The following is a 20,370-nucleotide window of genomic DNA, read 5'->3' on the forward strand; positions in this document are numbered from 1 at the left end:
AAGTGTTGTTATCCTACGGGGCAGTCATGGATATTCAGATAATTTCACGCAATGGCGAGCCCGAATATGCGGTCTTGCCTTGGGACCAGTACCAGGCGCTGTTAACTGCTGCCGGTGTGCAGCAACCCACGCCAGCGCCAGTTTCGTCCAATCCCCAAGCCGCTCCCGCAGAAGACCTGCGCCCGCTTGCCGACCTGCGCGGTCTGCGCGAAGCCAAGGGCCTGGCCATTGAAACCCTGGCGCGCACCGTGGGCATCAGCCCGTCATACCTCGGTTTGATCGAAAGTGGCGAGCGCCAGCCCGATGCCGCGATCCGCCGCAGTCTTGCCTGGGAATTGGGCGTTGCCGGCTGGAGAGATGAATCGTGAGCCTGCGTATCAGCCGTCAACACTGGGACGGGTTACTCAACGAACTCGACCAGGCGCGCCGCCAGCGTCACCTGCTGACCTACCGTGCGCTGCTCGAGCGTCTGCAATTTCCTTCGCCAGCCATGCAGACCCTGGCCGCCGCCCTTGAGCATCTGGCTGCCCTGGATGCCAAGGCCGATCAGCCATTGCGCAGTTCCCTGGTGATCAGCCAGGGCGCCAGCCGTCTGCCGCGCACCGGGTTCTTCGAGTGTGCCGAGCGCCTCGGGCGTTTCAGCGGGCCCTCCGATGGCGTGGCGGCTGCCTCCTGGCATGCGTCGGAAGTGGTGCGGGTGTTCGAATATCAATACCCGGAATCCGCCGAGGCCTGAGGCGTCTGTACCAGCGCGTCCAGGCTGTTGATCACATGAATGCTATAGCCCGCCACGTCCTTGGCGTGGTGCTTGACCTGGGACGCCAGTTCGGCCAACCGGCTTGCATCCAGTTGCGCACAGGCCTGTGGGTATAAGTGCACCACGCCGATGGACAGCGACAACAGCGCAAATTCCTGCCGCACGCCCTGGCGGTTGAGGGCCACGAAGCAGCCCGCATCGAGGTGTTCGGCGCGGTAAAAGCGCCGGCATTGGGTGTGGAAGTCATCCAGCAGTTGATTGAGCCGCTTGCGCCAGTCCTGCGGGCCCAGCACCAGCAAAAAATCATCGCCGCCAATATGCCCGACAAAATCGCGGCTGGGGTCGACCCGGTCGTTGAGGCATTGCGCCAGGCACAACAACACTTCATCCCCGCGTCCATAACCGTAGATATCGTTGAACGGCTTGAAGCTGTCGATATCCACGTAGCAGATCACCGACTCACGCTGCTGATGCAGCAAGCGCGTCAGGCATTGCTGGATCGGCACGTTGCCGGGTAGCAGGGTCAGCGGGTTGGCATGGCGCGCCTGCTGGATTTTCAACTCGGTGATCAGCTTGAGCACATCGATCACCCGACCCAGGCCCAGGTAGTCGCCGTTCAGGGTGATGATGAAATCTTCTTCGATGCGTTGCCGCGCGCGGCTGGTAAGCAAGCGGCTGACCTGCTGCAAGGACTGGCTCAGTTCCACCGCGAGAAAGTCTGCGCTCATCAGCCGGCTGATCGGCTTGCGCGCGAACAGATCGGTGGCAAACGGCTTGAGCAGCGCGTCCGACAACGAATGCCGGTGCACGATGCCAATCGGCTGACCCAGCCCATTGAGCACGGCCAGGGAATTAAGATTGGCCTGGCGGCGAAAGGCCTCGAGCACCTTTGCGGTCGCGGTGTCCTGATGCACGGCCGGCTGCTCGTTGAGCAATGCGCCAAGGTCACCGGCTTCCTCACTGAGGGCGACGTTGGCGGTGTCCGGCTTGGGCAGCATCAGGCGCGCTTCCTGCGGCGGATGTTCCTGCGGCCTGCAGAGCAAGTAGCCCTGGACCAGGTCGACGCCCATTTCCGTCAGCACCGCCAATTCTTCCGGCAGTTCAATGCCCTCGGCAATCACCTGGGCGCGGGACGCCCTGGCGATCTGCAATATCGATCCGACAAACTCACGCTTGAGCGCATCCTGATGAATGCCATCGATAAAGTGCCGGTCGATCTTCACGTAGTCCGGGCGCAGTTCCGACCACAGGCGCAGGCTGGAATAGCCGGCGCCGAGATCGTCAAGCGCAATGGCAAAGCCCATGTCGCGATAATGATGCAGCGCCTTCTGCAGCAGGTCGAAATCGTCGGTGGGCGTCTGCTCGGTGAGTTCGATCACCACTTGGCTCGGCGGGATACCGAATTCGCGCAACAGTTGCAGGGTGCGCCCAGGCTGGTGGGCCGTCTCCATCAGCGAGTGCGGTGAGATATTCAGGAACAGCTTGCCCGGCAGCTTCTGCTCGCTGAAGCGCCGACAGGCACTTGATCGGCAGGCCATTTCCAGTTCACTGAGGCGCCCGGCCTGGCCGGCCACGGCGAAGAGGGCGACGGGGGAGTGCAGCGTGCTGTTGGACGGGCCACGGCTCAAGGCTTCATAGCCGAGGATGCGTCGTTCGGAGAGGCAGACAATCGGTTGGAACAAGCTGTGCAAACTGCCTTGAGCCAGGATAGCGCCCAGTGCATTCAGCTGTTCGGTCATGGTCATGGCGATCTCGGTCGAAAAAAAGGACCGCATGCGGTGAGCATGCAGTCCTTCATTTCACGACAGAATGATGTCTATATGATGACACTCCGAGGAGCGATCATCTTAAATCGCCATCCTTTACTGCTTGGCCACCTGTTTGCTGATCTTCAGGTAGTCCAGCAGGATCCGGCCTGTCTCGGCCAGGTAAGCGTCGTCTTCCGGCTTGGTTTTTTCCGCCTCGGTTGGCAACGCGTCTTCGTCTTCTTTTTTCAGTTCCTTGAGCGGGTCTTCGCCCTTGGCCTTGCGGCGCACGTTTTCCAGGGCCAGTTGCTGGCTCTCGATGTCGGCGTGCTGCTTGCGACGGTCCACTTCGTTGAGGCTGACGGTTTTCTCTTCCATCAGCTTCTTGGCCAGGGCCAGCTTGTCGCGGATGAACACGAACTCGGCATCCTTGGCGGAGCGGGTGTCGTGGTCAGCCTTCAACTGCGCCAGAAACGGTTTGAACGGATCCGACGCCGGCTTGATCGCAGGACGGATGGTGTCCCACGGCATGGCTTCGGGCAGGGCGCTTTCGCCGATTTCCTTGGTGTCGATGATCGACGGGAAATCGATGTCCGGCAGTACGCCCTGATGCTGGGTGCTCTGCCCGGAAACCCGGTAGAACTTGGCAAGGGTCAGCTTCAGCTCGCCATGGTTGAGCGGCTGGATGGTCTGCACGGTGCCTTTGCCGAAGGTCTGGCCGCCGACGATCAACGCACGGTGGTAGTCCTGCATGGCGCCAGCGAAAATCTCCGAGGCCGAGGCCGAAAGGCGATTGACCAGCAACGCCATAGGGCCTTTGTAGAAGGCGCCCGGGTTCTCGTCTTCCAGTACGTCGACACGGCCATCGGCATTGCGCACCAGCACGGTCGGGCCCTTGTCGATGAACAGGCTGGTCAGCTCGGTGGCTTCCTGCAGGGAGCCGCCGCCGTTGTTGCGCAGGTCGATGACCACGCCGTCGACTTTTTCTTTCTGCAGTTCGGTGAGGATTTTCTTCACGTCACGGGTGGTGGACTTGTAGTCCGGGTCACCGGCACGGAACGCCTTGAAGTCGAGGTAGAAGGCCGGGATTTCAATCACGCCCAGCTTGTAGTCCTTGCCATCCTGCTTGAGGTTGAGGACTTTCTTCTGCACGACCTGGTCTTCGAGCTTCACCGCTTCACGGGTGATGGACACGATCTTGCTGGTCTGGTCGTTCGGTGCGTTGGTGTGCGGAATCACTTCCAGGCGCACTACGCTGCCTTTGGGACCACGGATCAGCTTGACCACTTCGTCCAGGCGCCAGCCCACCACGTCGACCATCTCTTTATCAGCCTGGGCCACGCCGATGATCTTGTCCGCAGGGGCTACCTGCTTGGTCTTGTCCGCCGGGCCCGCTGGCACCAGACGCACGATCTTGACCTGGTCGTTGTCGCTTTGCAGGACGGCACCGATGCCTTCCAACGACAGACTCATGTTGATATCGAAATTTTCCGCGTTATCCGGCGACAGGTAATTGGTGTGCGGATCGTAGGACATTGCGAAGGTGTTGATGTAAGCCTGGAAGATATCTTCGGCACGGGTCTGGTCCAGACGTGCCAGCTGATTCTTGTAGCGCTTGGTCAGCAGCTCTTGAATGGCCTTGGGCTCTTTGCCGGCGATCTTCAGGCGCAGCACTTCGTCCTTGACGCGTTTGCGCCACAGGTCGTCGAGGGCGGCGGTGCTGGTCAGCCAGGGGGCGTCCTTGCGGTCCACCAGAAGGGTTTCCTTCTGGGTGAAGTCGAGCTTGTCGACGCCTTTGTTCAGCTCACCGAGGGCGAAGTCCAGACGCGCTTTGACGCGGTCCAGGTAGCGCTTGTAAATGGTGAAGCCGGGCTGCAGGTCGCCGCTTTTGAGGAAGTCGTCGAACTGCGTCTTCCATTTGTCGAACTCAGCGATATCGCTGGCCAGGAAGTAGCTGCGCGACGGGTCCAGCAGCTTGAGATAGCTGTCGTAGATGATCACCGAGCGCGCGTCGTCCAGCGGCGGCTTGCTGTAGTGATGACGCTTGAGCAACTCGACGACGTTAAGGCTGGCAATCACCTCATCGCGATCAGGCTGAAGGTTGTCCCAGCTGTTGGCTGCGAACGTATTGGTCGACATCGACGCGAAGCCGAGACCAATGAAAAAAGCGAGGGCGGTGCTGGGGAACAGATGCTTCATGCTGATTCGACGCGGGGGCAATTGATAACGCATATTAGGCCGTCTTTGAGGGAGCCGGTTCCATATGGTCCGGTCGCATAATGCAAAAAGCCCGGCGCTACTGCTACGGGCTCAGTCCGGACTCACTATGGAGGCACTGTGAGAGCATTGCAAGGCGTTGACGGTGATGTGGTGGCCTGGAACGACCCGCTCCTACACCCTGTGTAGGCCCGATCGACTAAAGCCTGACCTGTTACCGGATTGAAATGCCGTCACTGTGGGAGGGGGCTTGCTCCCGATTGCGGTGTATCAGATGAAAAAATCTTCACTGACGCGCCGCAATCGGGAACAAGCCCCTCCCACAGTTAATCAATGTCAGACCCAGTGATGGATCGGCCAGCCGGCCTGTTCGGCGTGGGCACGCAATACCGGATCAGGGTTCACCACTTGCGGGTGATCGACCTTCAGCAGCAGCGGCAGGTCATTGCGCGAGTCCGAATAGAAGTACGCGCCCTCCAGCGTTTCACCTGTCTGTTCGAGCCACTCCAGCAAACGCGTGATCTTGCCTTCGCGGTAGGTCAGCACCCCCACGGTCTGACCGCTGTACACGCCATGGCTCACGTCCAGGTCAATCCCCAGCACTTCATCAATGCCGATACGCGCCGCAATCGGCGTGACCAGGTGCGTGCCCGATGCGGAAATCACTAGGATGCGGTCGCCGTTCGCACGGTGGCGGGCGATGGTTTTGGTCGCGTCGCTGTAGATCAACGGCTCGATCACATCCTCGACCCAGGGTTCGACCAGGTGTTCGATTTCTGCCGGCGTACGCCCGATCATCGGCTCCAGGCTGAAGTCCATGAAGTCCTCCATGCGTAACTCGCCTCGGCTGTAGGCGTCCATCAGCTCGGTGTTGCGGCGCATGAACGACTCGGGGTCGACCCAGCCCAGGCGGCCCATCTGCTCGCTCCACAGGGTGGCGCAGTCACCGTGGATCAGGGTGTCGTCCAGATCAAAAATTACCAATGCCATCCGTGATGCTCTCTCTTTCGTCAGTCAGTGCCGGTCAGGCTACTTCACACAGTGCGGTTGGGTCGATGGAAAGTGCCAGGCGCTGGCCGTCCGGGTACAGGTCTTGCGCCGAGCGGTTGAGCACGTCCACCACCAGCTCCACGCCTCGGGCTTCGATGCGGTAACGGATCACGTTGCCCAGCAGGCTGTGGCTGCGCACCAGCGCGTCGAGTTCGCCGTTGCGGCTCAGTTCGATGGCCTCGGGGCGGATCGCGATTCGGCCGTGGACCGGTCGCTGCAACAGCTGGCTGGCTTTGCCGGCGTCAAGCAGGTTGTAGTTGCCGATGAAGCCGGCGGCAAAGGCATCCACCGGCGCGGTGTAGAGGGTCTCGGCGTCGCCGCTCTGCACGATCCTGCCCTGGTTCATCAGGAAGATGCGGTCGGACATGGTCAGCGCTTCCTCCTGGTCGTGGGTCACGAAAATCGTGGTCAGCCCGAGTTCGCGCTGGATCTGGCGGATCTGTTCGCGCAGGTGCTTGCGAATCCGCGCATCCAGCGCCGACAGCGGCTCGTCCAGCAGCAAAAGGCGCGGGCGGGTGACCAGGGAGCGGGCCAGCGCGACGCGCTGACACTGGCCGCCGGACAGCTGGTGCGGGTAGCGCCCGGCGAAATCGCGCAGCTCTACCAGTTGCAGCACGTCCTGCACGCGCTGATGGCTGTCGTCGGCGTTGACCTTCTGCATGCGCAGGCCGAAGGCGACGTTCTGTTCCACGGTCATGTTGGGGAACAGCGCGTAGCTCTGGAACACCATGCCGATGTGGCGTTTTTGCGGGCTCAGCGGGACGATGTCCTGGCCATCCAGCAGGATTTTCCCACTGTCCACCGAGGTCAGCCCGGCGATGCAGCGCAGCAGGGTGGACTTGCCGCAGCCTGACGGGCCGAGCAGGGTGACGAATTCACCCTTGGCGATCTCGCAACTGATGTCGCTGAACACTGGCGTGCCGGAATAACCTTTTTGCAGATGTTGGACGCTGACGAAGCTCATTGGCTTTTGTCCTTGTTCAAGATATTGGCGGCCCAGGTCAGCACCAGCACAAAGGAGAAGTAGGAAATGACGATGGCGCTGGTGAAGTGGCCGCTGCTGTTGCGCATGTTGTTCAGGTACACCTGCAGGGTCTCGTATTGAGTACCCACAAGGATATTGGCGAACACGAATTCGCCAAACAGGAACGAGAACGACAGCAGCAGCGCCACCATCAGGCCCTTGCGCAGGTTGGGCAGCACCACCAGGATCGCCGCCTGCCAGGTGCTGGCACCGAGCAGTTGCGAGGCGTCCATCAGGTCGCGCAGGTTGATGGCCTGCAGGTTATTGGTGATCGCGCGGTACATGAATGGCAGCGCCACGGTGAAGTAGCAGCCGATCAGAATCCACGGCGTGCCCACCATCGCCAGCGGCCCGGAGCCATAGAGTTGCAACAACCCCACCGACGACACCACCGGCGGCACCGCGAAGGGCAGCAGGATCAGAATGTTCATCAGCGCATCGAGCCGGGGGAAGTGGTAGTGCACCACAAACAGCAGCGGCAGAATCAGCACCACCGACAGCGCCAGCGCGCCGACGCACACCAGCAGCGACTGCCCGAAGGCCATCAGAAAGCGCGGGTCACTCCACAGTTGCACGTACCATTTCACGGTAAAGCCGGCGGGCAGGATGGTTGCCGACCAACTGCTGGCAATGGAGTAGACAAAGGTGCCGATCAGCGGCAGCACCAGGATCGCAAACAGCAGGTATACCACCGCGCGGTGGTAGAGGGAGGCCGGGCCGGCTTCAGCGCGAGACATGGTAGCTCCTCTTGAGCAGCAGTTGATGGACTACCGTGACCACGGTCATCAACGCCACCAGCACCACGGCCAGGGCACTGGCCATGTTCGGGTCGAGCGAAACATCACCGGAGACCAGGCCCGCGATGCGAATCGGCAGCACGTTGAAGTTGCCGGTGGTCAGCGCGTAGACCGTGGCGTACGCACCGAGGGCGTTGGCCAGCAGGATCACGAACGTGCCCAGCAGCGCAGGCGTGAGCACCGGCAGGCCGATATGCCGCCAGAACTGCCAGCCATTGGCCCCCAGCAGCGCGGCCGATTCACGCCAGTCTTCGCGCAATGCATCGAAGGCCGGGTACAGCAGCAGCACGCCCAATGGAATCTGGAAATAGGTGTAGAGGATGATCAGGCCGGTTTTGGAATAGAGGTTGAAGTCCTGAATGATCCCGGCCTGCTTGAGCATGATGGTGATGCTGCCGTTGAAACCGAGCAGGATGATGAACGCGAAGGCCAGGGGCACGCCGGCGAAGTTGCTGGTCATGTTGGTGAAGGCGGTGACGAAGTTGCGCAGCGGCGAGTCCACCCGGCGCAACGAGTAGCTGCCCAGGGTGGCGATGAGGATCCCGAACACGCTGGAGTAGAAGCTGATTTCCAGGCTGAGCTGGATTGCCTGCAGGTAGAACTTGGAGCTGAAGATACGGGTGAAATTTTCCAGGCTCCAGCCGGCTTCTTCGGTTTGCACGCTGTTGATCAGCACCCACACCAGCGGGGCGATTTCGAACACCATGAAGAACAGGGCGAAGGGCGCCAGGCAGAGCAGGGCCAGCCATTTGCCGCGGGTCAGTGAGTTCACGCGAGCAGCTCCCGGCAGACAGGTTTGTCGTGGGGCACGCCGAGCAGTTCGCAGACCGTGCCGCACAGCTCGGTTTGTGCTGGCGCAGCGTCAGGGTTGAGGCTGAAGGCGTCGCCGAGGACAAACAGCGGCACTTCACGTTCTTCCGGCAGCAGGCCGTTGTGGGAGCGGTCGTTGTTCATGCCGTGATCGGCGGTGACCAGCACCTGATAGCCCGCGTCGAGCCAGCCTTGCAGATAGTCGGCCAGGATGATGTCGGCCGAGCGCGCGCTGTTGCGGTATTGCGCGGTGTCGAGGCCGTGCTTGTGGCCGGCGTCGTCGATGTTCATCGGGTGTATCAGCAGAAAGTCCGGTGCGTGCTTGAGGCGCAGGCTCTCGGCGTCGGCGAACAGGTGGGAGTCGGGGTAGTGGTCATTCCAGTAGAAATGCCCGTGCTGGATCGCCAATGTCTCGTCGTCTGTGTGGCGGTCGCGAGCGGCGAGGAAGGGCGTGCGGTTATACAGTTCGCTGATCCAGTGATAAGCCGCCGCCGCCGTGGTCAGGCCGGCGTCGGTGGCGTAGTGGAAAATACTGCGCTGGTTGGACAGGCGCGCGACCTGGTTGTGCACGATGCCGCTCTGGATCGGCGGCACCCCGGTGAGGATGCATTCATACAGCGGGCGGGACAGGGCGGGCAGTTCACATTCCACTGTGTAGAGGGCTGCGCGTCCTGCGCCGACATAGGCCTGCAAGTGTCCCATGGCGTGCCTCGCAACCTCGAAGTTCAGGCCGTCGAGCACGACAAGGATGACAGTGTGCTTCATGGGGGCTGGCGCTCCGCAACAGAGGGGTTGACTCGATACTGGCTGTAGGACCGGACTCAGTGTGGGAGGGGGCTTGCTCCCGATAGCGGTGTGTCATTCAACGGGTTCATTGACTGACCTGCTGCTATCGGGAGCAAGCCCCCTCCCACAGACACCGGTTTTCGGGCTTACTTCATCTCTACGATGACCTGCTCGTTCCACAGCTGCGGCAGCTTCTTGGAGGTTGCTTCCCAGGCATCCGCGTCCTTGATCGGCTGCGGGTTGGCCTTGGTGTACTGCTCGGCAGGGATCAGGTTCTTGGCGATGTCGGCCGGCAGTTTCAGGTCGGTTTCGGCACGGATCGGACGCGCATTACCCTTGGCCAGGGCGAGCTGGCCGGCATCGCTGAACACGTATTCGCGGGTCAGCTTGGCGGCGTTGGGGTGCTTGGCGTATTTGTTGATGATGGTGGTGTAGCCGGATTTCACCGAGCCGTCCGACGGGATCAGCACCACATAGTCATCCGGGTTGGCCATCTTGGCTTTGTAGCTCAGGCCGTTGAAGTCCCAGACGATGCCCACTTCGACTTCGCCCTTTTCCATGGTGGCGATGGTGGGGTTGGACAGCGACAGGCGACCTTGCTGGGCAATCTTGGTGAAGAACAGCAGGCCGGGCGCGATGTTCTTTTCATCGCCCTTGTTGGCGATGGCAGCGGCGAGTACCGCGTTGGAGGCCTGGGCCGCGGTGCTCACGTCACCCACCGACACCTTGTACTTGCCGGTTTGCAGGTCCGACCAACTGGTCGGCACTTCGGAGCCGTGCAGCAGTTTCTTGTTGACCACAAACGCGATGGTGCCGGTATAGGCCAGGGCCCAGTGACCGTCCTTGTCTTTCGCCCAATCGGGCACCGAAGCCCAGTTGGACGGTTTGTACGGCTGCGTCACGCCCTGCTTGACCGCGAGTGGGCCGAAGGCTGCGCCCACGTCGCCGATATCCCCGCTGGCGTTGTCTTTTTCGGCTTTGAACTTGGCAATTTCCTGGGCCGAGCTCATGTCGGTGTCCATGTGCTTGAGGCCGTAAAGCCGGGTCATGTCCGCCCAGATGCCTCCCCAGTTGGCCCAATCGTCGGGCATGCCGAGGCTGTTGACGGCGCCTTCACTCCTGGCGGCCGCTTCAAGGGTTTTCAAATCGGTATCAGCGGCCATGGCGGTGGTGCACAGGGCAATGGTCGAGCCTAACAGTGATGCCAGGAAAAGCTGTTTCATCCGAAGCTCCTTTGGGCGTTTTCAACGCGGCGTTGTAGCGGGCGGTGTTGTTGGTCTAGGTCAGAGCAATACCTGAGCCAATCTAGACGCGATGGATGACAGTTTCGTGTCGATGTCGTTTTTGAAACGCCAATGTCGTCTGGCGCTGACTTAGCGTAGACCATGCCCAAATGCCCGCAGGCCAGGGACTTGGCCGATGTATTGCAAGGTTTTCTGGCGGGCCGGGCAGCGGCTGTCATCTGTCGGTCATCTACACTGCCTAGGCTGACATGGCAAGGAACAGGAGCGGTTATGCAGGGTTTTGTGCCCTCCAATGGTGCTGGTCTAGTCCAGATAGGTAACGTTGATGCGGGATGAGGCAATCAAGGCGGTAACTTCCATTGGCCTGGCGCTGCAGGAGCAGATTACCCATGGCCTGCTGGCGCCGGCGAGCAAACTGCCGGCCGAGCGCAAGCTCAGCGAGCTGTTCGGCACCACACGCATTACGGTGCGTGAGGCCTTGCTGCAGTTGGAGGCTCAAGGGCAGATCTACCGCGAGGAGCGCCGTGGCTGGTTTGTCTCGCCGCCACGACTGGCCTACAACCTGATACAGCGCAGCCACTTTCACGCCATGGTGGCCGACCAGGGCCGGGTAGCCTCCACCGAAGTGATTTCTGCACGCCTGCAACCGGCGTCGGCGGCGGTGTGTGCGTGGTTGCAACTGCCGGCGTTGTCCAGCGTGATCCAGATCTGCCGCAGCCGGCGGATCGATGGCCGGCTGGTGCTGTACGTGGAGCACTACCTGAACCCGCAGTACTTTCCGGGGATTCTTGAGTGCGACCTGAACCAGTCAATGACCGAGTTGTACGCGCGCATTTACGACCTGCATTACGGTCGCGTGCGCTTTGAAATTGTGCCGACGTCACTGCCAGTGGAGGCCGCCGCTGCGTTGCGCGTGTCGGCGGGCGGCCCGGGCTTGCGCATTGCCCGGGTCAATTATGATCAGCACCAGCGGTTGATCGACTGCGATCTGGAGTTCTGGCGGCATGATGCGATTCATGTTGGGGTTGATGTGGTGTGAGAGGCACTGTGTGGGAGGGAGCAAGCCCCTCCCACAGTTTAAGTGTCAGTCAGTGGCGAGTGTCTTGATCACCTGACCCACATTGGTTTCCAGCTCTGCCACCGGGTCGGCACCGTCGACGTTCAGCACCAGCAACTTCGCGCCGCCTTCGGTGATGGCTGCCTTCACCGCCTCACTCGGCTGGCGATGATGCAGTACCACCGCCACATCGTTTTCCTTCAGTTCAGCACTGAGTTTTTGCAAATCTTCGGGCGTCCACTGGGCGTCGGGGCGTGCGTCTGTGCGCACTGCTTCCAGGTTCAGGCTGCTGACCAGATAAGCGAAGTGATCGCTTAGGCTGACCACGCTCAGGTTGTCCGCCTTGGCCAGCCGTGCCTCGCTGTCGGCGCTGAGCTGGAGCAGGCGGTGTTTGAGTGCGGCCAGGTTGACGTCGATCTTCGCCTTGGCGCCGGGCGCCAGGCGGCTGAGGTCGGCGCCCATCACATCGGCCATGCGTCCCATGTTATTGCTGGACTGCCAGGGCTGGCTGTTCAGCCCATCGGCGGCACCCGGCTGCAGGGCGATGCCCGGCAAGCCACCGTCCACGGGGCGCCCGGCATCAACCTCGACGATGCGGATGTTGCTGCGACGCGCCACCGGGTAAAGCGGGTCGTCCGGCCACAGTGAGCGCAGCCCGATGGCCGCGTCGGCGTCTTGGGCAAGAGTGCCCAGCGCCTGGGCGCCGCGCCCGGTGAAGTAGGACGCCTGCCGCGAGCCGGGCAGGTTGGCCGGCGCGGCGCGTTCCAATAGCACATCGGTGCCGTTGAGCAGCACCTCGGCCAAGCCGTAGGTGATGGGCAGCGAAGCCAGCACCTTGATCGGCTTGACGGATTTGGCCTTGATCAGCGCGGCATGGCCGAGCCCGTGATTGGCGACGAAATCCTTTGTGTGGAAACCATCCACCACGGCCAGCGCCGGTGTACTGAGCAAGCAAGCGATGGCCAGAGCCAATGGGCGACATACAGGACGCATTATCCAAGATTCCCTTTGAGGCTGGGCACGGTGCCGCGCGCGATGGCGGCCACGGCGAAAGCGATACCGGCCACCAGAATGATCGCGGCGCCGGACGGAACAGGCAGGTCGAAGATGATCGGCAGCAGGATGCCGCACAGGGTGCTGACGGTGGCGATCAGCACCGAGATCCAGAAGAAGCCTTTGAGCGACTGGCTCAACAAACGTGCCGCCGCCGCCGGAATCACCAGCAGCGCACCCACCAGAATGGCGCCGATCACCTTGACCGCCGCCACGGTGATCAGCGTCACCAGGATCACGAACAGGTAGTCCAGGGTCTTTACCGCCACCCCGCGCACTGCCGCCAGCTGCGGGTTGAAGCTGGCGAGCATGATGCGGTTGTACAGCGGCAACGCCAGGGCCATCACCAGTGCACCGACAATCGCCAGCACCAGCAGATCATTGCCGTTGACCGTCAACACCGAGCCGAACAGCACGTTCTCGAGGATGTGCACGTTGATCTTGCCGGCCAGGATCAGCAGCAGGCTTGCCCCCAGCGCCAGGGACACCGAGAGGAACACGCCGATCAAGGTATCGGGCGCCAGGCCGGTGCGGTTGCGCAGGTAGTTGAGCAGAATGCCGAACAGCAGGCAGTAGCCGAACAGGCTGCCATAGGGCCCGGTGTAGGGCTCGCCGAGCAGGATGCCCACGGCCACGCCGGTCAGCGCGGCGTGACCGACCGCCTCGGAGAAAAACGCAAAGCGCTTGACCACCACCAGGGTGCCGAGGCCGCCCAGCACCGGGCCGATCAGCAGGCCGGCAAGCAGGGCGTTGACCACAAAACCGTAGGCCAGTGCTTCCGGCAGGTAGCCGGACGAGGCCCAACCCTGAACCATCAGACGAAACGCTTCATAACTCATTGCGCCGGGCTCCGAGGGTGGGTAGAGAACAGCGTGAGCAGGCGATCCGGTGTGAGCGCCTCTTTCGGGGTGGCGTCGAACAGCACGCGGCGGTTCAGGCCGGTGACGCGATCCGCCAGGCGGCCAACGGCTTCCAGGTCGTGCTCGATCCATAGCAAGGTGATGCCGGCCAGGCGCCAGTCGTGCAGCAGGCGCTCGAACACCTGGATGCCCGCCTCATCGAGGGCTGACATCGGTTCGTCCAGCACCAGCAAGTGCGGGGCCGGAATCAGGCCCTGGGCCAGCAGCACGCGTTGGCGTTCACCGCCAGACAACGCGCCCATGCGCCGCTTGCGTTTGTCCTGCATGCCGACGCGCTCCAGCGCCTCGCCAATCGCTGCCGCGTAATGCCGGGACAGGCCGAGAAACGCAGGGCGGCGCTGGCACATGGCGGCCATGAAATCGTCCACCGTCATCGGCAGACCACGGTCGAACTCCAGCGCCTGTGGCACGTAGCCGATAGTGCCGGGGCTGTGCGGCCACGCCAGGCTCAAACGGCCCTGGTGCGGCGTCTGCCCCAGCAGGGTCTTGATCAGCGAGCTTTTGCCGCCGCCGTTGGGCCCCACCAGTGCATGGATGCTGCCTGGCTGCACCTGGAAACTCACGCTGTCCAGAATCAGCGTGCGGCCCAGGGTCAGGGATACCTTGTCGAAATCGATGGTCGGGCCGACGCTGGCAACGTTGAGCTGTTCGGCCGCCGTCATGCCCCCGACTCCTGAATCGCGCGCACCACCGTGTTGAGGTTGCCGGTCATTTCCACTTCATACTTTTCGGCGCTGTAGTCGCCGTAGGAAATATGCGACAGCGGGTACAGCTTGACGCCTGACTCACGCTGGATGGTGTCGACATAGGTGGACGGGAAATCCATCTCCGAGAAGATCACTTTCACGTCCAGCGCACGCAGCTCATCGATGGTCTTCTTCAACTGGCTGGGGCTCGGTTCGATGCCATGGGCCGGTTCGACCACGGCGGTGACTTCCAGGCCGAACTCGCGCAGCAGGTAGTCGTAGGCTGCGTGCACGGTGGCCACGCGCAAGTCCGGGTTGGGCGCGCGGGTGAGCTTGGCCAGGGCGTCGGCGCGCATCTGGCGCAGGCGCTTGCCGTAGGCACGGGCGTTCCGGGTGTAGGCACTGGCGTTGTCCGGGTCGAGCTTGCCCAGCTCGCGGGCGATGTTGTTGACCTGGGCAATCGACGCGCTGATCGACAGGAAGGTGTGCGGGTTGACCACCTTGCCCGCACCGCGCGCGGCGTTGCCGGTGGCGGCCAGCAGTGGCACGTTGGCGTTGGCCTCGATCACGGGAATATCCGGGCGTTCGCTGGTGGCGATCATGCGGTCGGCGAAGTCGTCATGGCCGACGCCGTTGAGCACGATCACGTCGAGGGTGCCGATGCGCTTGATGTCTTCGGCGCGCGGTTCGTAGGCGTGGGGGTTGAAGCCGGCCGGGATCAACGGCACCACGTCGGCCTTGTCGCCGACAATGTTCGCCACGTAGCTGTAATAAGGGTGCAGGGTGATGCCGATGCGCAGGCGTTTGGCCGCCTCGGCGTTGGCGAGGGGTGCCAGCAGCAGACTGAGCAGGCCAACCAGTAACAGGCGCAACAGGGGAGATGAAATGGACATAAGCAATCGGTCTTCTCGTTCAGTGACGGTGCTGGCGGGTGACGCCGGCATCGAATTGCGCAACCACCTGCCGCCAGCCGGCGGCGATCAGCGCCTGGTCAGTAAGGTCGGAGGGTGTGGCGAGGTTGGCGTTGCGGTTGAGCCAGATATCCGGCTCGCTGCCCTGCACGCGCATCAGCAGTGAACCGCTGGTGGCCGGTGCCTGGCTCAGCCCCAGGTAGGCCGCCGGCGCCAGCAACTGCCAGCGATGGCCGCCACGGCTGACCGAGCTTGCGTCTTGGGCAAATGGCGCGAACCCTTCTTCGGCCAGTTGTTCAGGCGTCGGCAGCGCGCTTTGCTCCTGTTGCAGCAGATGGATTTCATCCAGGGTCACCCGCAGGTCGGCGTAGATGCCTTGCTCGGCGGCGCTGAGGTCGCGGCGGGCGTCCAACTGATGGCTGGGCACGGCGGTCACTTCGCGGGATTCACCGTGCAACGCCACCACGCTGCCCGCCACTGCCAGAATGATCAGGCACAGCAGTAGCACGTAGAGGGTTTCGTGGCCGGCCCCTGCTGGGCGTACAACCTGTGTGGTACTCATTGCGGCTGGATATCCGCTTGGTCGATTTCCACCACATGGCCGGGACCCGCATCGAACAGCACATAGAACTCGGCCGAAGGCTTCTTGAAGGTCAGGGTCGAATCCTCGCCGAGCTTGCCCGGCACCAGGATGGTCTCGTCGTAGCCGATCACGTCCAGGGTCACGCCGGGTGCGCCGCTGCCGTCGGAAAATCCGCCTTTGCACTGGATCTGCTCGCCGGGGATTTCCTTGCATTCGCACATCGGGTTGTGAGCTAGCGCCGGGCTACTAAAGCCGGCGCACAGCAGCAGCGCTGCGGCGACGCGGGCCGGATGCATCATGTTCATGGTTTGACTCCTTGCTTGTTCAGCCAGGCAATAGTGGCAGGCGAGGCCTGGCTCAGCGGGATGGAACCCTGGTGCATCGTGCCGTCCCAGCCTTCCATGGTGACCCACAGTTCAGCGTCGGCCGGCGTGCGTTCCGGCACGGGCAGGGCGGCGCCCATGCGGTACGGCGTACCGAAGAAGATCACCCCGGCGGCGCGCAGGCTGCGGGGTTTACCGATGCGCAGGTAGGTGGCCTTGACCTGTTCGGCGCAGCTGTCGCACAGGGCGGCGTTGAAAAACTTCATCGGGCCGGCCGGATCCGGGCTTGGGCCCTCGTTGCGAAATTCGGCGAGGGTCAGGCTCCAGGGCCCGACCTGCACCTGGCCGGCCACCCGTTCGCCCAGGCCGGTGTCGCCGCGAAACAGCGCGGCGTCGGCAAAGTACTTGGGCATGAAACCCAGGGGGATCAGCAGCAGCAGGACATTGATGTGGAAGCGCCATTTGAGCCAGAAGGCGCGCAGTGGCGGGGGCGGTACGGCAGCGACCTTGCTCATGAGTGGACCTCCGAGGACTCGACCGGTTTTGCAATCTGCGCCTGCTGCTTTTTGGCTTCGCGCTTGAGGGCATTGAGCGTGACCAGCGCTGTGCGCTTGGTCCAGATCAACAGGCCGCTCAACACCATCATGCTCAGTACCAGGCCGAAGAAGGCCCAGATCAGCTTGATCCACAGCCCGCCAAAATCACCGGTATGCAGCGGGCGCATGGATTCGGTGACGAACTCCAGCGTGCTGCGGTCGGACAGCAGGTGCGACACGGCGATTTCACCGTTATAGGGGTTCAGTTGCGCGGTCTGGAACATCAGCGGGTACCAGCCCCGACCACCGATCTGCAGATGGCTGTAGGCGTTGAGCGGCAGGAAGGCAAAGGTGGCATCCAGCCCGGGAATGCGCTGGGTGGCGATTTTGATCGCCTCGTCCAGCGCAATCATGGGCGCCGGCACGCCGGGGGCCGACAACGGCACCTTGTCGCGGGCTATCACTGGCACGATGGGTTCGCTGGAGATGGAGATCTGGTTGTCGCCCAGGATCGCCTGGATCAGGAACCAGGTGCCGGTGATGGAGATCACTGCGATGAACCAGATCGACCAGATCCCGCTGAGGCGGTGAAAGTCGCCCCAGAAAATGCGCGCGCCATGGCGGATGCGCAGGGTCGGGCGCAGGAAGCCTTTCCAGAAACGCTTGTACACCACCAGCCCGGTGATCAGGGACGCCAGCAGCGGCAGACCGAGCAGCGACACCAGGTACCAGCCCCAGCTGTAGCCATTGGTGAACGGCACCAGCCACCAGCCGTGCAGGGCGCGGGTGAATTGCTGGAAGTTGAACGACGGGCTGATGCCCTGGATCGCGCCGGTGTATGGATTGGCGTAGGCCTCCACTGTGCGGCCGTCGGGGTAGCTGAGGCCGACGGTCAGGGCAAAGTGTGATTCATCGGGGCGGATGATCGATCGCACGATCGCCTTGGGCTCGTCGCGCCCGATGGCGGCGATCACCTGGTCGAAGCTCAGCGGTTGGGCGTCATCCGACGGTTTGCTCGCGCGAATGTCCGGGTTGGCCAGCCACACGATTTCCTGGCTGACCACTGCCAGGGTGCCGGTGACGCAAACGATCAGCACGAAGAACCAGATGGGCAATGCCAGCCAGCTGTGTACGAGAAACCAGAGTTTTGAGCGTGACTTCTTCGACATGTCAATGCGGGTCTTGATGGGAGAGGGCGCTGCTGGCCCGGGAAAGGCCGGTCGTAGCTTTTGCTGACGCGACAGGCTGTATCTAAGTTAAGACGGATGAGGATGAGAAAACCCCAAGGCGCAAATGAAAGAAAATGTTTCGGACGGCCACGTGAATGCCCTTGTGGGAGCGGGCTTGCTCGCGAATGCGGCGTGTCAGTTGCCGGATTTATCGACTGACACAGCGTATTCGCGGGCAAGCCCGCTCCCACATGAGTTCCTCATATATTTATCGGGGTGAAAAGGGCGAAGCTTTGCACTGCAGCCTAAACGGACAGGTGCAGCACCCGTTCGCCTTGCATGTTTTCGCCGGGCCGCCGTTTGTTCACCGCCAATTCGCCGATCTTGATCAGGCGCGTGCGCGTGACATTACGGCTCAGGCCCAGCAGATTGGCCGTGTGCACTTGGTTGTAATGGCTGAAGCGGTAGGCGGCGCGCAGCAGCGCGTCTTCGACTTTCTCATGCAGGGCGCCGGCCTGCTCTTCGAACAGTTTTTGAAAGGCACGCGCCAGCAGGGCTTCGGCACTGTTGTCGATGTGCTGGCTGTCGTCCTGGCGCTCGATGCGCAGGTTCGACAGGCGCAGGTCGTCGCGTTCGATCACGCGGTTACGGCAGATCAGCAGAGTGTGATGGATGACGTTTTCCAATTCGCGGATATTGCCCGGCCAGCTGTAGCTCTTGAGTTTCTGTTCGGCCTCACGGCTGATGCTGATCGAGCCGTAGCCCAGGCGCCGGCTGTAGGCTTCGATAAAGTGCCTCACCAGCGGCATGATATCGCCGGGGCGTTCGCGCAACGGGCTGAGCTCCAGGCTGACCACATCGAGTCGATAATAAAGATCCTCGCGAAAGTGCCCGGCGTTGATGGCTTTTTCCAGTTGCACGTTGGTGGCCGCGAGCACGCGCACATCGATCGGGATGCTCTTGCGCGACCCCAGGCGCACCACTTCGCGCTCCTGCAACACGCGTAATAACTTGACCTGGATCGCCATCGGCAAATCGCCGATCTCATCCAGGAACAGCGTGCCGCCATCCGCCTCTTCGAACCAGCCAGCCTTGGCGCCAAGGGCGCCGGTAAACGCGCCTTTTTCATGGCCGAACAGTTCGGCTTCCACCAGCGATTCGGAAAACGCGCCGCAGTTGACCGCCACAAATGGCCGGTTGCGCCGCGCGCTGAGGTTGTGGATGTGGCGCGCCACCAACTCTTTACCGGTGCCGGTCTCGCCGATGATCAGCACGCTGGCTTCGCTGGGTGCCACTTGCTGGATATGGTCGAGCAGCGCTTGGGATTTGGGGTCTTCGAACACCTGGGCCGTGGCGCGGATCGAGGTGGCGAGGGCGGGCGAGGGCGGTAGGGTCAAAAGCTGCATGGTTTGCTCACTCTTTTTGTCTGGCGAAGATCTCAGGTCTTGGCGGGCAGTACATCGTTGGCAATCATTTCGCCAAACGGGCCCGTCAGGTTGGTAACGCCGCGGCCGACCAGGCTGGCGTACGGTTCCGGCAGGAGCGGAAAAACCAGCTCGGCGAACCGATAGGCCTCTTCAAGGTGCGGGTAGCCGGAGAAAATAAAGCTCTCGATCCCAAGGTCGGCGTATTCCTTGATGCGTTCGGCCACCTGCTGTGGGTTGCCCACCAGTGCGGTGCCGGCGCCGCCACGTACCAGGCCGACGCCGGCCCACAGGTTGGGCGCGATTTCCAGGTTGTCGCGACGCCCATCGTGCAAGGCGGCCATACGGCGCTGGCCTTCGGAGTCGAAGCGCGAGAAGGATTTTTGCGCGGCGGCAATCGTCTCGTCGCTGATGTGTTCGATCAGTTTGTCGGCGGCTTTCCAGGCCTCTTCTTCGGTTTCGCGCACGATCACATGCAGGCGGATGCCGAACTTCACTGTGCGGCCATGGCGCGCGGCGCGCTCGCGAACGTCAGCGAGTTTTTCCGCAACAGCGGCCGGCGGCTCGCCCCACGTGAGGTACACGTCAACCTGCTCGGCGGCCAGGTCGTGGGCGGCGTCGGAGGAGCCACCGAAGTAGAGCGGCGGATAGGGCTTTTGCACCGGTGGGTAAAGCGCCTTGGCGTTTTGCACGCGCAGGTGTTTGCCTTCGAAATTGACCGATTCGCCCTGCAAGACGCGGCGCCAGATTCTGAGGAATTCGTCGGAGACTTCGTAGCGTTCGGCGTGGTCGAGAAAGCTGCCGTCACCGCGGTTTTCATCCGGGTCTCCGCCGGTGACCACGTTGATCAGCAAGCGACCGTTGGACAGGCGATCCAGAGTGGCTGCCATGCGTGCCGAGACGGTGGGCGAGATGATGCCCGGGCGGATCGCCACCAGATAACGCAGGCGGTCCGTCAGCGGTACCAGCGCCGAGGCGATGACCCAGGAGTCTTCGCACGAGCGACCAGTAGGAATCAACACGCCGTAGTAACCCAGGCTGTCAGCCGCCTGCGCGACCTGCTTCAGGTAATTGAGCGTGACCGGGCGAGCACCCTGGGTAGTGCCCAGGTAATGACCGTCGCCATGTGTTGGCAGAAACCAGAAAACATCCATGACAGATCCTTGAGCGATATTCAGCAGGGAGGTGGCGCGTGCGGTTCTAAAGGCGGCATTAGTTATAGAAGGTTATTTTTATTCCGTAAATGAACGTATTTCTCTATTTATAGATCTTAATTGA

At 62.1% G+C, this 20,370-nt stretch carries 21 protein-coding genes; 3 read left to right on the top strand and 18 right to left on the bottom strand.

What is annotated here, in order from left to right; genetic code table 11:
• The first annotated feature begins 26 nt into the window (after positions 1 to 26).
• Both VRB54_RS08495 and VRB54_RS08500 read left to right on the top strand, forming a co-directional pair.
• Positions 27 to 368 (top strand): helix-turn-helix transcriptional regulator, encoded by a 342-nt coding sequence (locus tag VRB54_RS08495; protein ID WP_338480360.1) that lies wholly within the window; start codon positions 27 to 29, stop codon positions 366 to 368.
• Entirely contained in the window at positions 365 to 736 is a 372-nt protein-coding gene (locus VRB54_RS08500) for a hypothetical protein (RefSeq protein ID WP_209980783.1), read from the top strand. The genes VRB54_RS08495 and VRB54_RS08500 overlap by 4 nt, the downstream gene beginning before the upstream one ends.
• On the opposite strand, the gene VRB54_RS08505 is transcribed toward VRB54_RS08500, so the two are convergent.
• From VRB54_RS08505 to VRB54_RS08540, 8 genes are all read right to left on the bottom strand, one after another.
• Complete coding sequence (locus tag VRB54_RS08505; protein ID WP_338481068.1) at positions 709 to 2,502, bottom strand: bifunctional diguanylate cyclase/phosphodiesterase; 1,794 nt, start codon at positions 2,500 to 2,502, stop codon at positions 709 to 711. The two genes, VRB54_RS08500 and VRB54_RS08505, sit on opposite strands and share 28 nt — an antisense overlap.
• 117 nt (positions 2,503 to 2,619) lie before the next feature.
• Positions 2,620 to 4,701 (bottom strand): carboxy terminal-processing peptidase, encoded by a 2,082-nt coding sequence (locus tag VRB54_RS08510; RefSeq protein ID WP_338480361.1) that lies wholly within the window; start codon positions 4,699 to 4,701, stop codon positions 2,620 to 2,622.
• Between the two features lie 354 nt (positions 4,702 to 5,055).
• Positions 5,056 to 5,709 carry an HAD family hydrolase gene (locus VRB54_RS08515; protein WP_338480362.1) on the bottom strand — a complete coding sequence of 218 codons (654 nt, stop codon included), beginning with the start codon at positions 5,707 to 5,709 and terminating at the stop codon, positions 5,056 to 5,058.
• A gap of 34 nt (positions 5,710 to 5,743) precedes the next feature.
• Positions 5,744 to 6,733, bottom strand: a complete 990-nt coding sequence (locus VRB54_RS08520) for an ABC transporter ATP-binding protein (protein WP_338480363.1) — start codon at positions 6,731 to 6,733, stop codon at positions 5,744 to 5,746.
• Positions 6,730 to 7,530, bottom strand: a complete 801-nt coding sequence (locus VRB54_RS08525) for an ABC transporter permease (protein ID WP_338480365.1) — start codon at positions 7,528 to 7,530, stop codon at positions 6,730 to 6,732. Before VRB54_RS08525 ends, VRB54_RS08520 begins: the two co-directional genes overlap by 4 nt.
• Complete coding sequence (locus tag VRB54_RS08530) at positions 7,517 to 8,296, bottom strand: ABC transporter permease (RefSeq protein ID WP_338481069.1); 780 nt, start codon at positions 8,294 to 8,296, stop codon at positions 7,517 to 7,519. Before VRB54_RS08530 ends, VRB54_RS08525 begins: the two co-directional genes overlap by 14 nt.
• A gap of 62 nt (positions 8,297 to 8,358) precedes the next feature.
• Positions 8,359 to 9,165 carry an alkaline phosphatase family protein gene (locus VRB54_RS08535; protein WP_338480367.1) on the bottom strand — a complete coding sequence of 269 codons (807 nt, stop codon included), beginning with the start codon at positions 9,163 to 9,165 and terminating at the stop codon, positions 8,359 to 8,361.
• 167 nt (positions 9,166 to 9,332) lie between these two features.
• Positions 9,333 to 10,409: an ABC transporter substrate-binding protein gene (locus tag VRB54_RS08540; protein WP_231423255.1), complete on the bottom strand. Its 1,077-nt coding sequence runs from the start codon at positions 10,407 to 10,409 to the stop codon at positions 9,333 to 9,335.
• 346 nt (positions 10,410 to 10,755) lie between these two features.
• On the opposite strand from VRB54_RS08540, the gene VRB54_RS08545 reads away from it, so the two are divergent.
• Positions 10,756 to 11,469 (top strand): UTRA domain-containing protein, encoded by a 714-nt coding sequence (locus VRB54_RS08545; RefSeq protein WP_338480368.1) that lies wholly within the window; start codon positions 10,756 to 10,758, stop codon positions 11,467 to 11,469.
• A gap of 45 nt (positions 11,470 to 11,514) precedes the next feature.
• Here the strand turns inward: VRB54_RS08545 and VRB54_RS08550 are convergent, their stop codons facing one another.
• From VRB54_RS08550 to ssuD, 10 genes are all read right to left on the bottom strand, one after another.
• On the bottom strand, positions 11,515 to 12,480 hold the full coding sequence (locus tag VRB54_RS08550; protein WP_338480369.1) for a metal ABC transporter solute-binding protein, Zn/Mn family: 966 nt from the start codon (positions 12,478 to 12,480) through the stop codon (positions 11,515 to 11,517).
• Entirely contained in the window at positions 12,480 to 13,379 is a 900-nt protein-coding gene (locus tag VRB54_RS08555; RefSeq protein ID WP_003231872.1) for a metal ABC transporter permease, read from the bottom strand. The genes VRB54_RS08550 and VRB54_RS08555 overlap by 1 nt, the downstream gene beginning before the upstream one ends.
• A complete protein-coding gene (locus tag VRB54_RS08560) occupies positions 13,376 to 14,122 on the bottom strand; it encodes a metal ABC transporter ATP-binding protein (RefSeq protein ID WP_338480370.1) in 747 nt (248 codons plus the stop codon). Before VRB54_RS08560 ends, VRB54_RS08555 begins: the two co-directional genes overlap by 4 nt.
• Complete coding sequence (locus tag VRB54_RS08565) at positions 14,119 to 15,039, bottom strand: metal ABC transporter substrate-binding protein (protein WP_186751405.1); 921 nt, start codon at positions 15,037 to 15,039, stop codon at positions 14,119 to 14,121. Before VRB54_RS08565 ends, VRB54_RS08560 begins: the two co-directional genes overlap by 4 nt.
• Before the next feature lie 19 nt (positions 15,040 to 15,058).
• A complete protein-coding gene (locus VRB54_RS08570) occupies positions 15,059 to 15,619 on the bottom strand; it encodes a DUF6162 family protein (RefSeq protein ID WP_338480372.1) in 561 nt (186 codons plus the stop codon).
• On the bottom strand, positions 15,616 to 15,945 hold the full coding sequence (locus VRB54_RS08575; protein ID WP_231423250.1) for a hypothetical protein: 330 nt from the start codon (positions 15,943 to 15,945) through the stop codon (positions 15,616 to 15,618). Before VRB54_RS08575 ends, VRB54_RS08570 begins: the two co-directional genes overlap by 4 nt.
• Positions 15,942 to 16,478 carry a thiamine pyrophosphate-binding protein gene (locus tag VRB54_RS08580; protein ID WP_338480373.1) on the bottom strand — a complete coding sequence of 179 codons (537 nt, stop codon included), beginning with the start codon at positions 16,476 to 16,478 and terminating at the stop codon, positions 15,942 to 15,944. The genes VRB54_RS08575 and VRB54_RS08580 overlap by 4 nt, the downstream gene beginning before the upstream one ends.
• Entirely contained in the window at positions 16,475 to 17,668 is a 1,194-nt protein-coding gene (locus VRB54_RS08585; protein ID WP_338480375.1) for a PepSY domain-containing protein, read from the bottom strand. The genes VRB54_RS08580 and VRB54_RS08585 overlap by 4 nt, the downstream gene beginning before the upstream one ends.
• 305 nt (positions 17,669 to 17,973) lie before the next feature.
• Positions 17,974 to 19,074, bottom strand: a complete 1,101-nt coding sequence (locus VRB54_RS08590) for a sigma-54 dependent transcriptional regulator (RefSeq protein WP_338480376.1) — start codon at positions 19,072 to 19,074, stop codon at positions 17,974 to 17,976.
• Positions 19,075 to 19,106: 32 nt separating this feature from the next.
• A complete protein-coding gene (gene ssuD / locus VRB54_RS08595; protein ID WP_338480378.1) occupies positions 19,107 to 20,246 on the bottom strand; it encodes an FMNH2-dependent alkanesulfonate monooxygenase in 1,140 nt (379 codons plus the stop codon).
• Between the last annotated feature and the right edge of the window lie 124 nt (positions 20,247 to 20,370).

Source organism: Pseudomonas trivialis (assembly GCF_036864995.1).
GTDB classification, from domain to species: domain Bacteria; phylum Pseudomonadota; class Gammaproteobacteria; order Pseudomonadales; family Pseudomonadaceae; genus Aquipseudomonas; species Aquipseudomonas trivialis.

What these genes read in the sequence shown, in the direction of transcription:
- VRB54_RS08530 (WP_338481069.1), bottom strand. Translation starts at nt 8,296, where the DNA reads ATGGTGTTCGAAATCGCCCCGCTGGTGTGGGTGCTGATCAACAGCGTG.
- VRB54_RS08555 (WP_003231872.1), bottom strand. Translation starts at nt 13,379, where the DNA reads ATGAGTTATGAAGCGTTTCGTCTGATGGTTCAGGGTTGGGCCTCGTCC.
- VRB54_RS08560 (WP_338480370.1), bottom strand. Translation starts at nt 14,122, where the DNA reads ATGACGGCGGCCGAACAGCTCAACGTTGCCAGCGTCGGCCCGACCATC.
- VRB54_RS08535 (WP_338480367.1), bottom strand. Translation starts at nt 9,165, where the DNA reads ATGAAGCACACTGTCATCCTTGTCGTGCTCGACGGCCTGAACTTCGAG.
- VRB54_RS08590 (WP_338480376.1), bottom strand. Translation starts at nt 19,074, where the DNA reads ATGCAGCTTTTGACCCTACCGCCCTCGCCCGCCCTCGCCACCTCGATC.
- VRB54_RS08585 (WP_338480375.1), bottom strand. Translation starts at nt 17,668, where the DNA reads ATGTCGAAGAAGTCACGCTCAAAACTCTGGTTTCTCGTACACAGCTGG.
- VRB54_RS08510 (WP_338480361.1), bottom strand. Translation starts at nt 4,701, where the DNA reads ATGAAGCATCTGTTCCCCAGCACCGCCCTCGCTTTTTTCATTGGTCTC.
- VRB54_RS08520 (WP_338480363.1), bottom strand. Translation starts at nt 6,733, where the DNA reads ATGAGCTTCGTCAGCGTCCAACATCTGCAAAAAGGTTATTCCGGCACG.
- VRB54_RS08525 (WP_338480365.1), bottom strand. Translation starts at nt 7,530, where the DNA reads ATGTCTCGCGCTGAAGCCGGCCCGGCCTCCCTCTACCACCGCGCGGTG.
- VRB54_RS08505 (WP_338481068.1), bottom strand. Translation starts at nt 2,502, where the DNA reads ATGACCATGACCGAACAGCTGAATGCACTGGGCGCTATCCTGGCTCAA.
- VRB54_RS08570 (WP_338480372.1), bottom strand. Translation starts at nt 15,619, where the DNA reads ATGAGTACCACACAGGTTGTACGCCCAGCAGGGGCCGGCCACGAAACC.
- ssuD (WP_338480378.1), bottom strand. Translation starts at nt 20,246, where the DNA reads ATGGATGTTTTCTGGTTTCTGCCAACACATGGCGACGGTCATTACCTG.
- VRB54_RS08515 (WP_338480362.1), bottom strand. Translation starts at nt 5,709, where the DNA reads ATGGCATTGGTAATTTTTGATCTGGACGACACCCTGATCCACGGTGAC.
- VRB54_RS08565 (WP_186751405.1), bottom strand. Translation starts at nt 15,039, where the DNA reads ATGTCCATTTCATCTCCCCTGTTGCGCCTGTTACTGGTTGGCCTGCTC.
- VRB54_RS08575 (WP_231423250.1), bottom strand. Translation starts at nt 15,945, where the DNA reads ATGAACATGATGCATCCGGCCCGCGTCGCCGCAGCGCTGCTGCTGTGC.
- VRB54_RS08580 (WP_338480373.1), bottom strand. Translation starts at nt 16,478, where the DNA reads ATGAGCAAGGTCGCTGCCGTACCGCCCCCGCCACTGCGCGCCTTCTGG.
- VRB54_RS08495 (WP_338480360.1), top strand. Translation starts at nt 27, where the DNA reads ATGGATATTCAGATAATTTCACGCAATGGCGAGCCCGAATATGCGGTC.
- VRB54_RS08540 (WP_231423255.1), bottom strand. Translation starts at nt 10,409, where the DNA reads ATGAAACAGCTTTTCCTGGCATCACTGTTAGGCTCGACCATTGCCCTG.
- VRB54_RS08545 (WP_338480368.1), top strand. Translation starts at nt 10,756, where the DNA reads ATGCGGGATGAGGCAATCAAGGCGGTAACTTCCATTGGCCTGGCGCTG.
- VRB54_RS08550 (WP_338480369.1), bottom strand. Translation starts at nt 12,480, where the DNA reads ATGCGTCCTGTATGTCGCCCATTGGCTCTGGCCATCGCTTGCTTGCTC.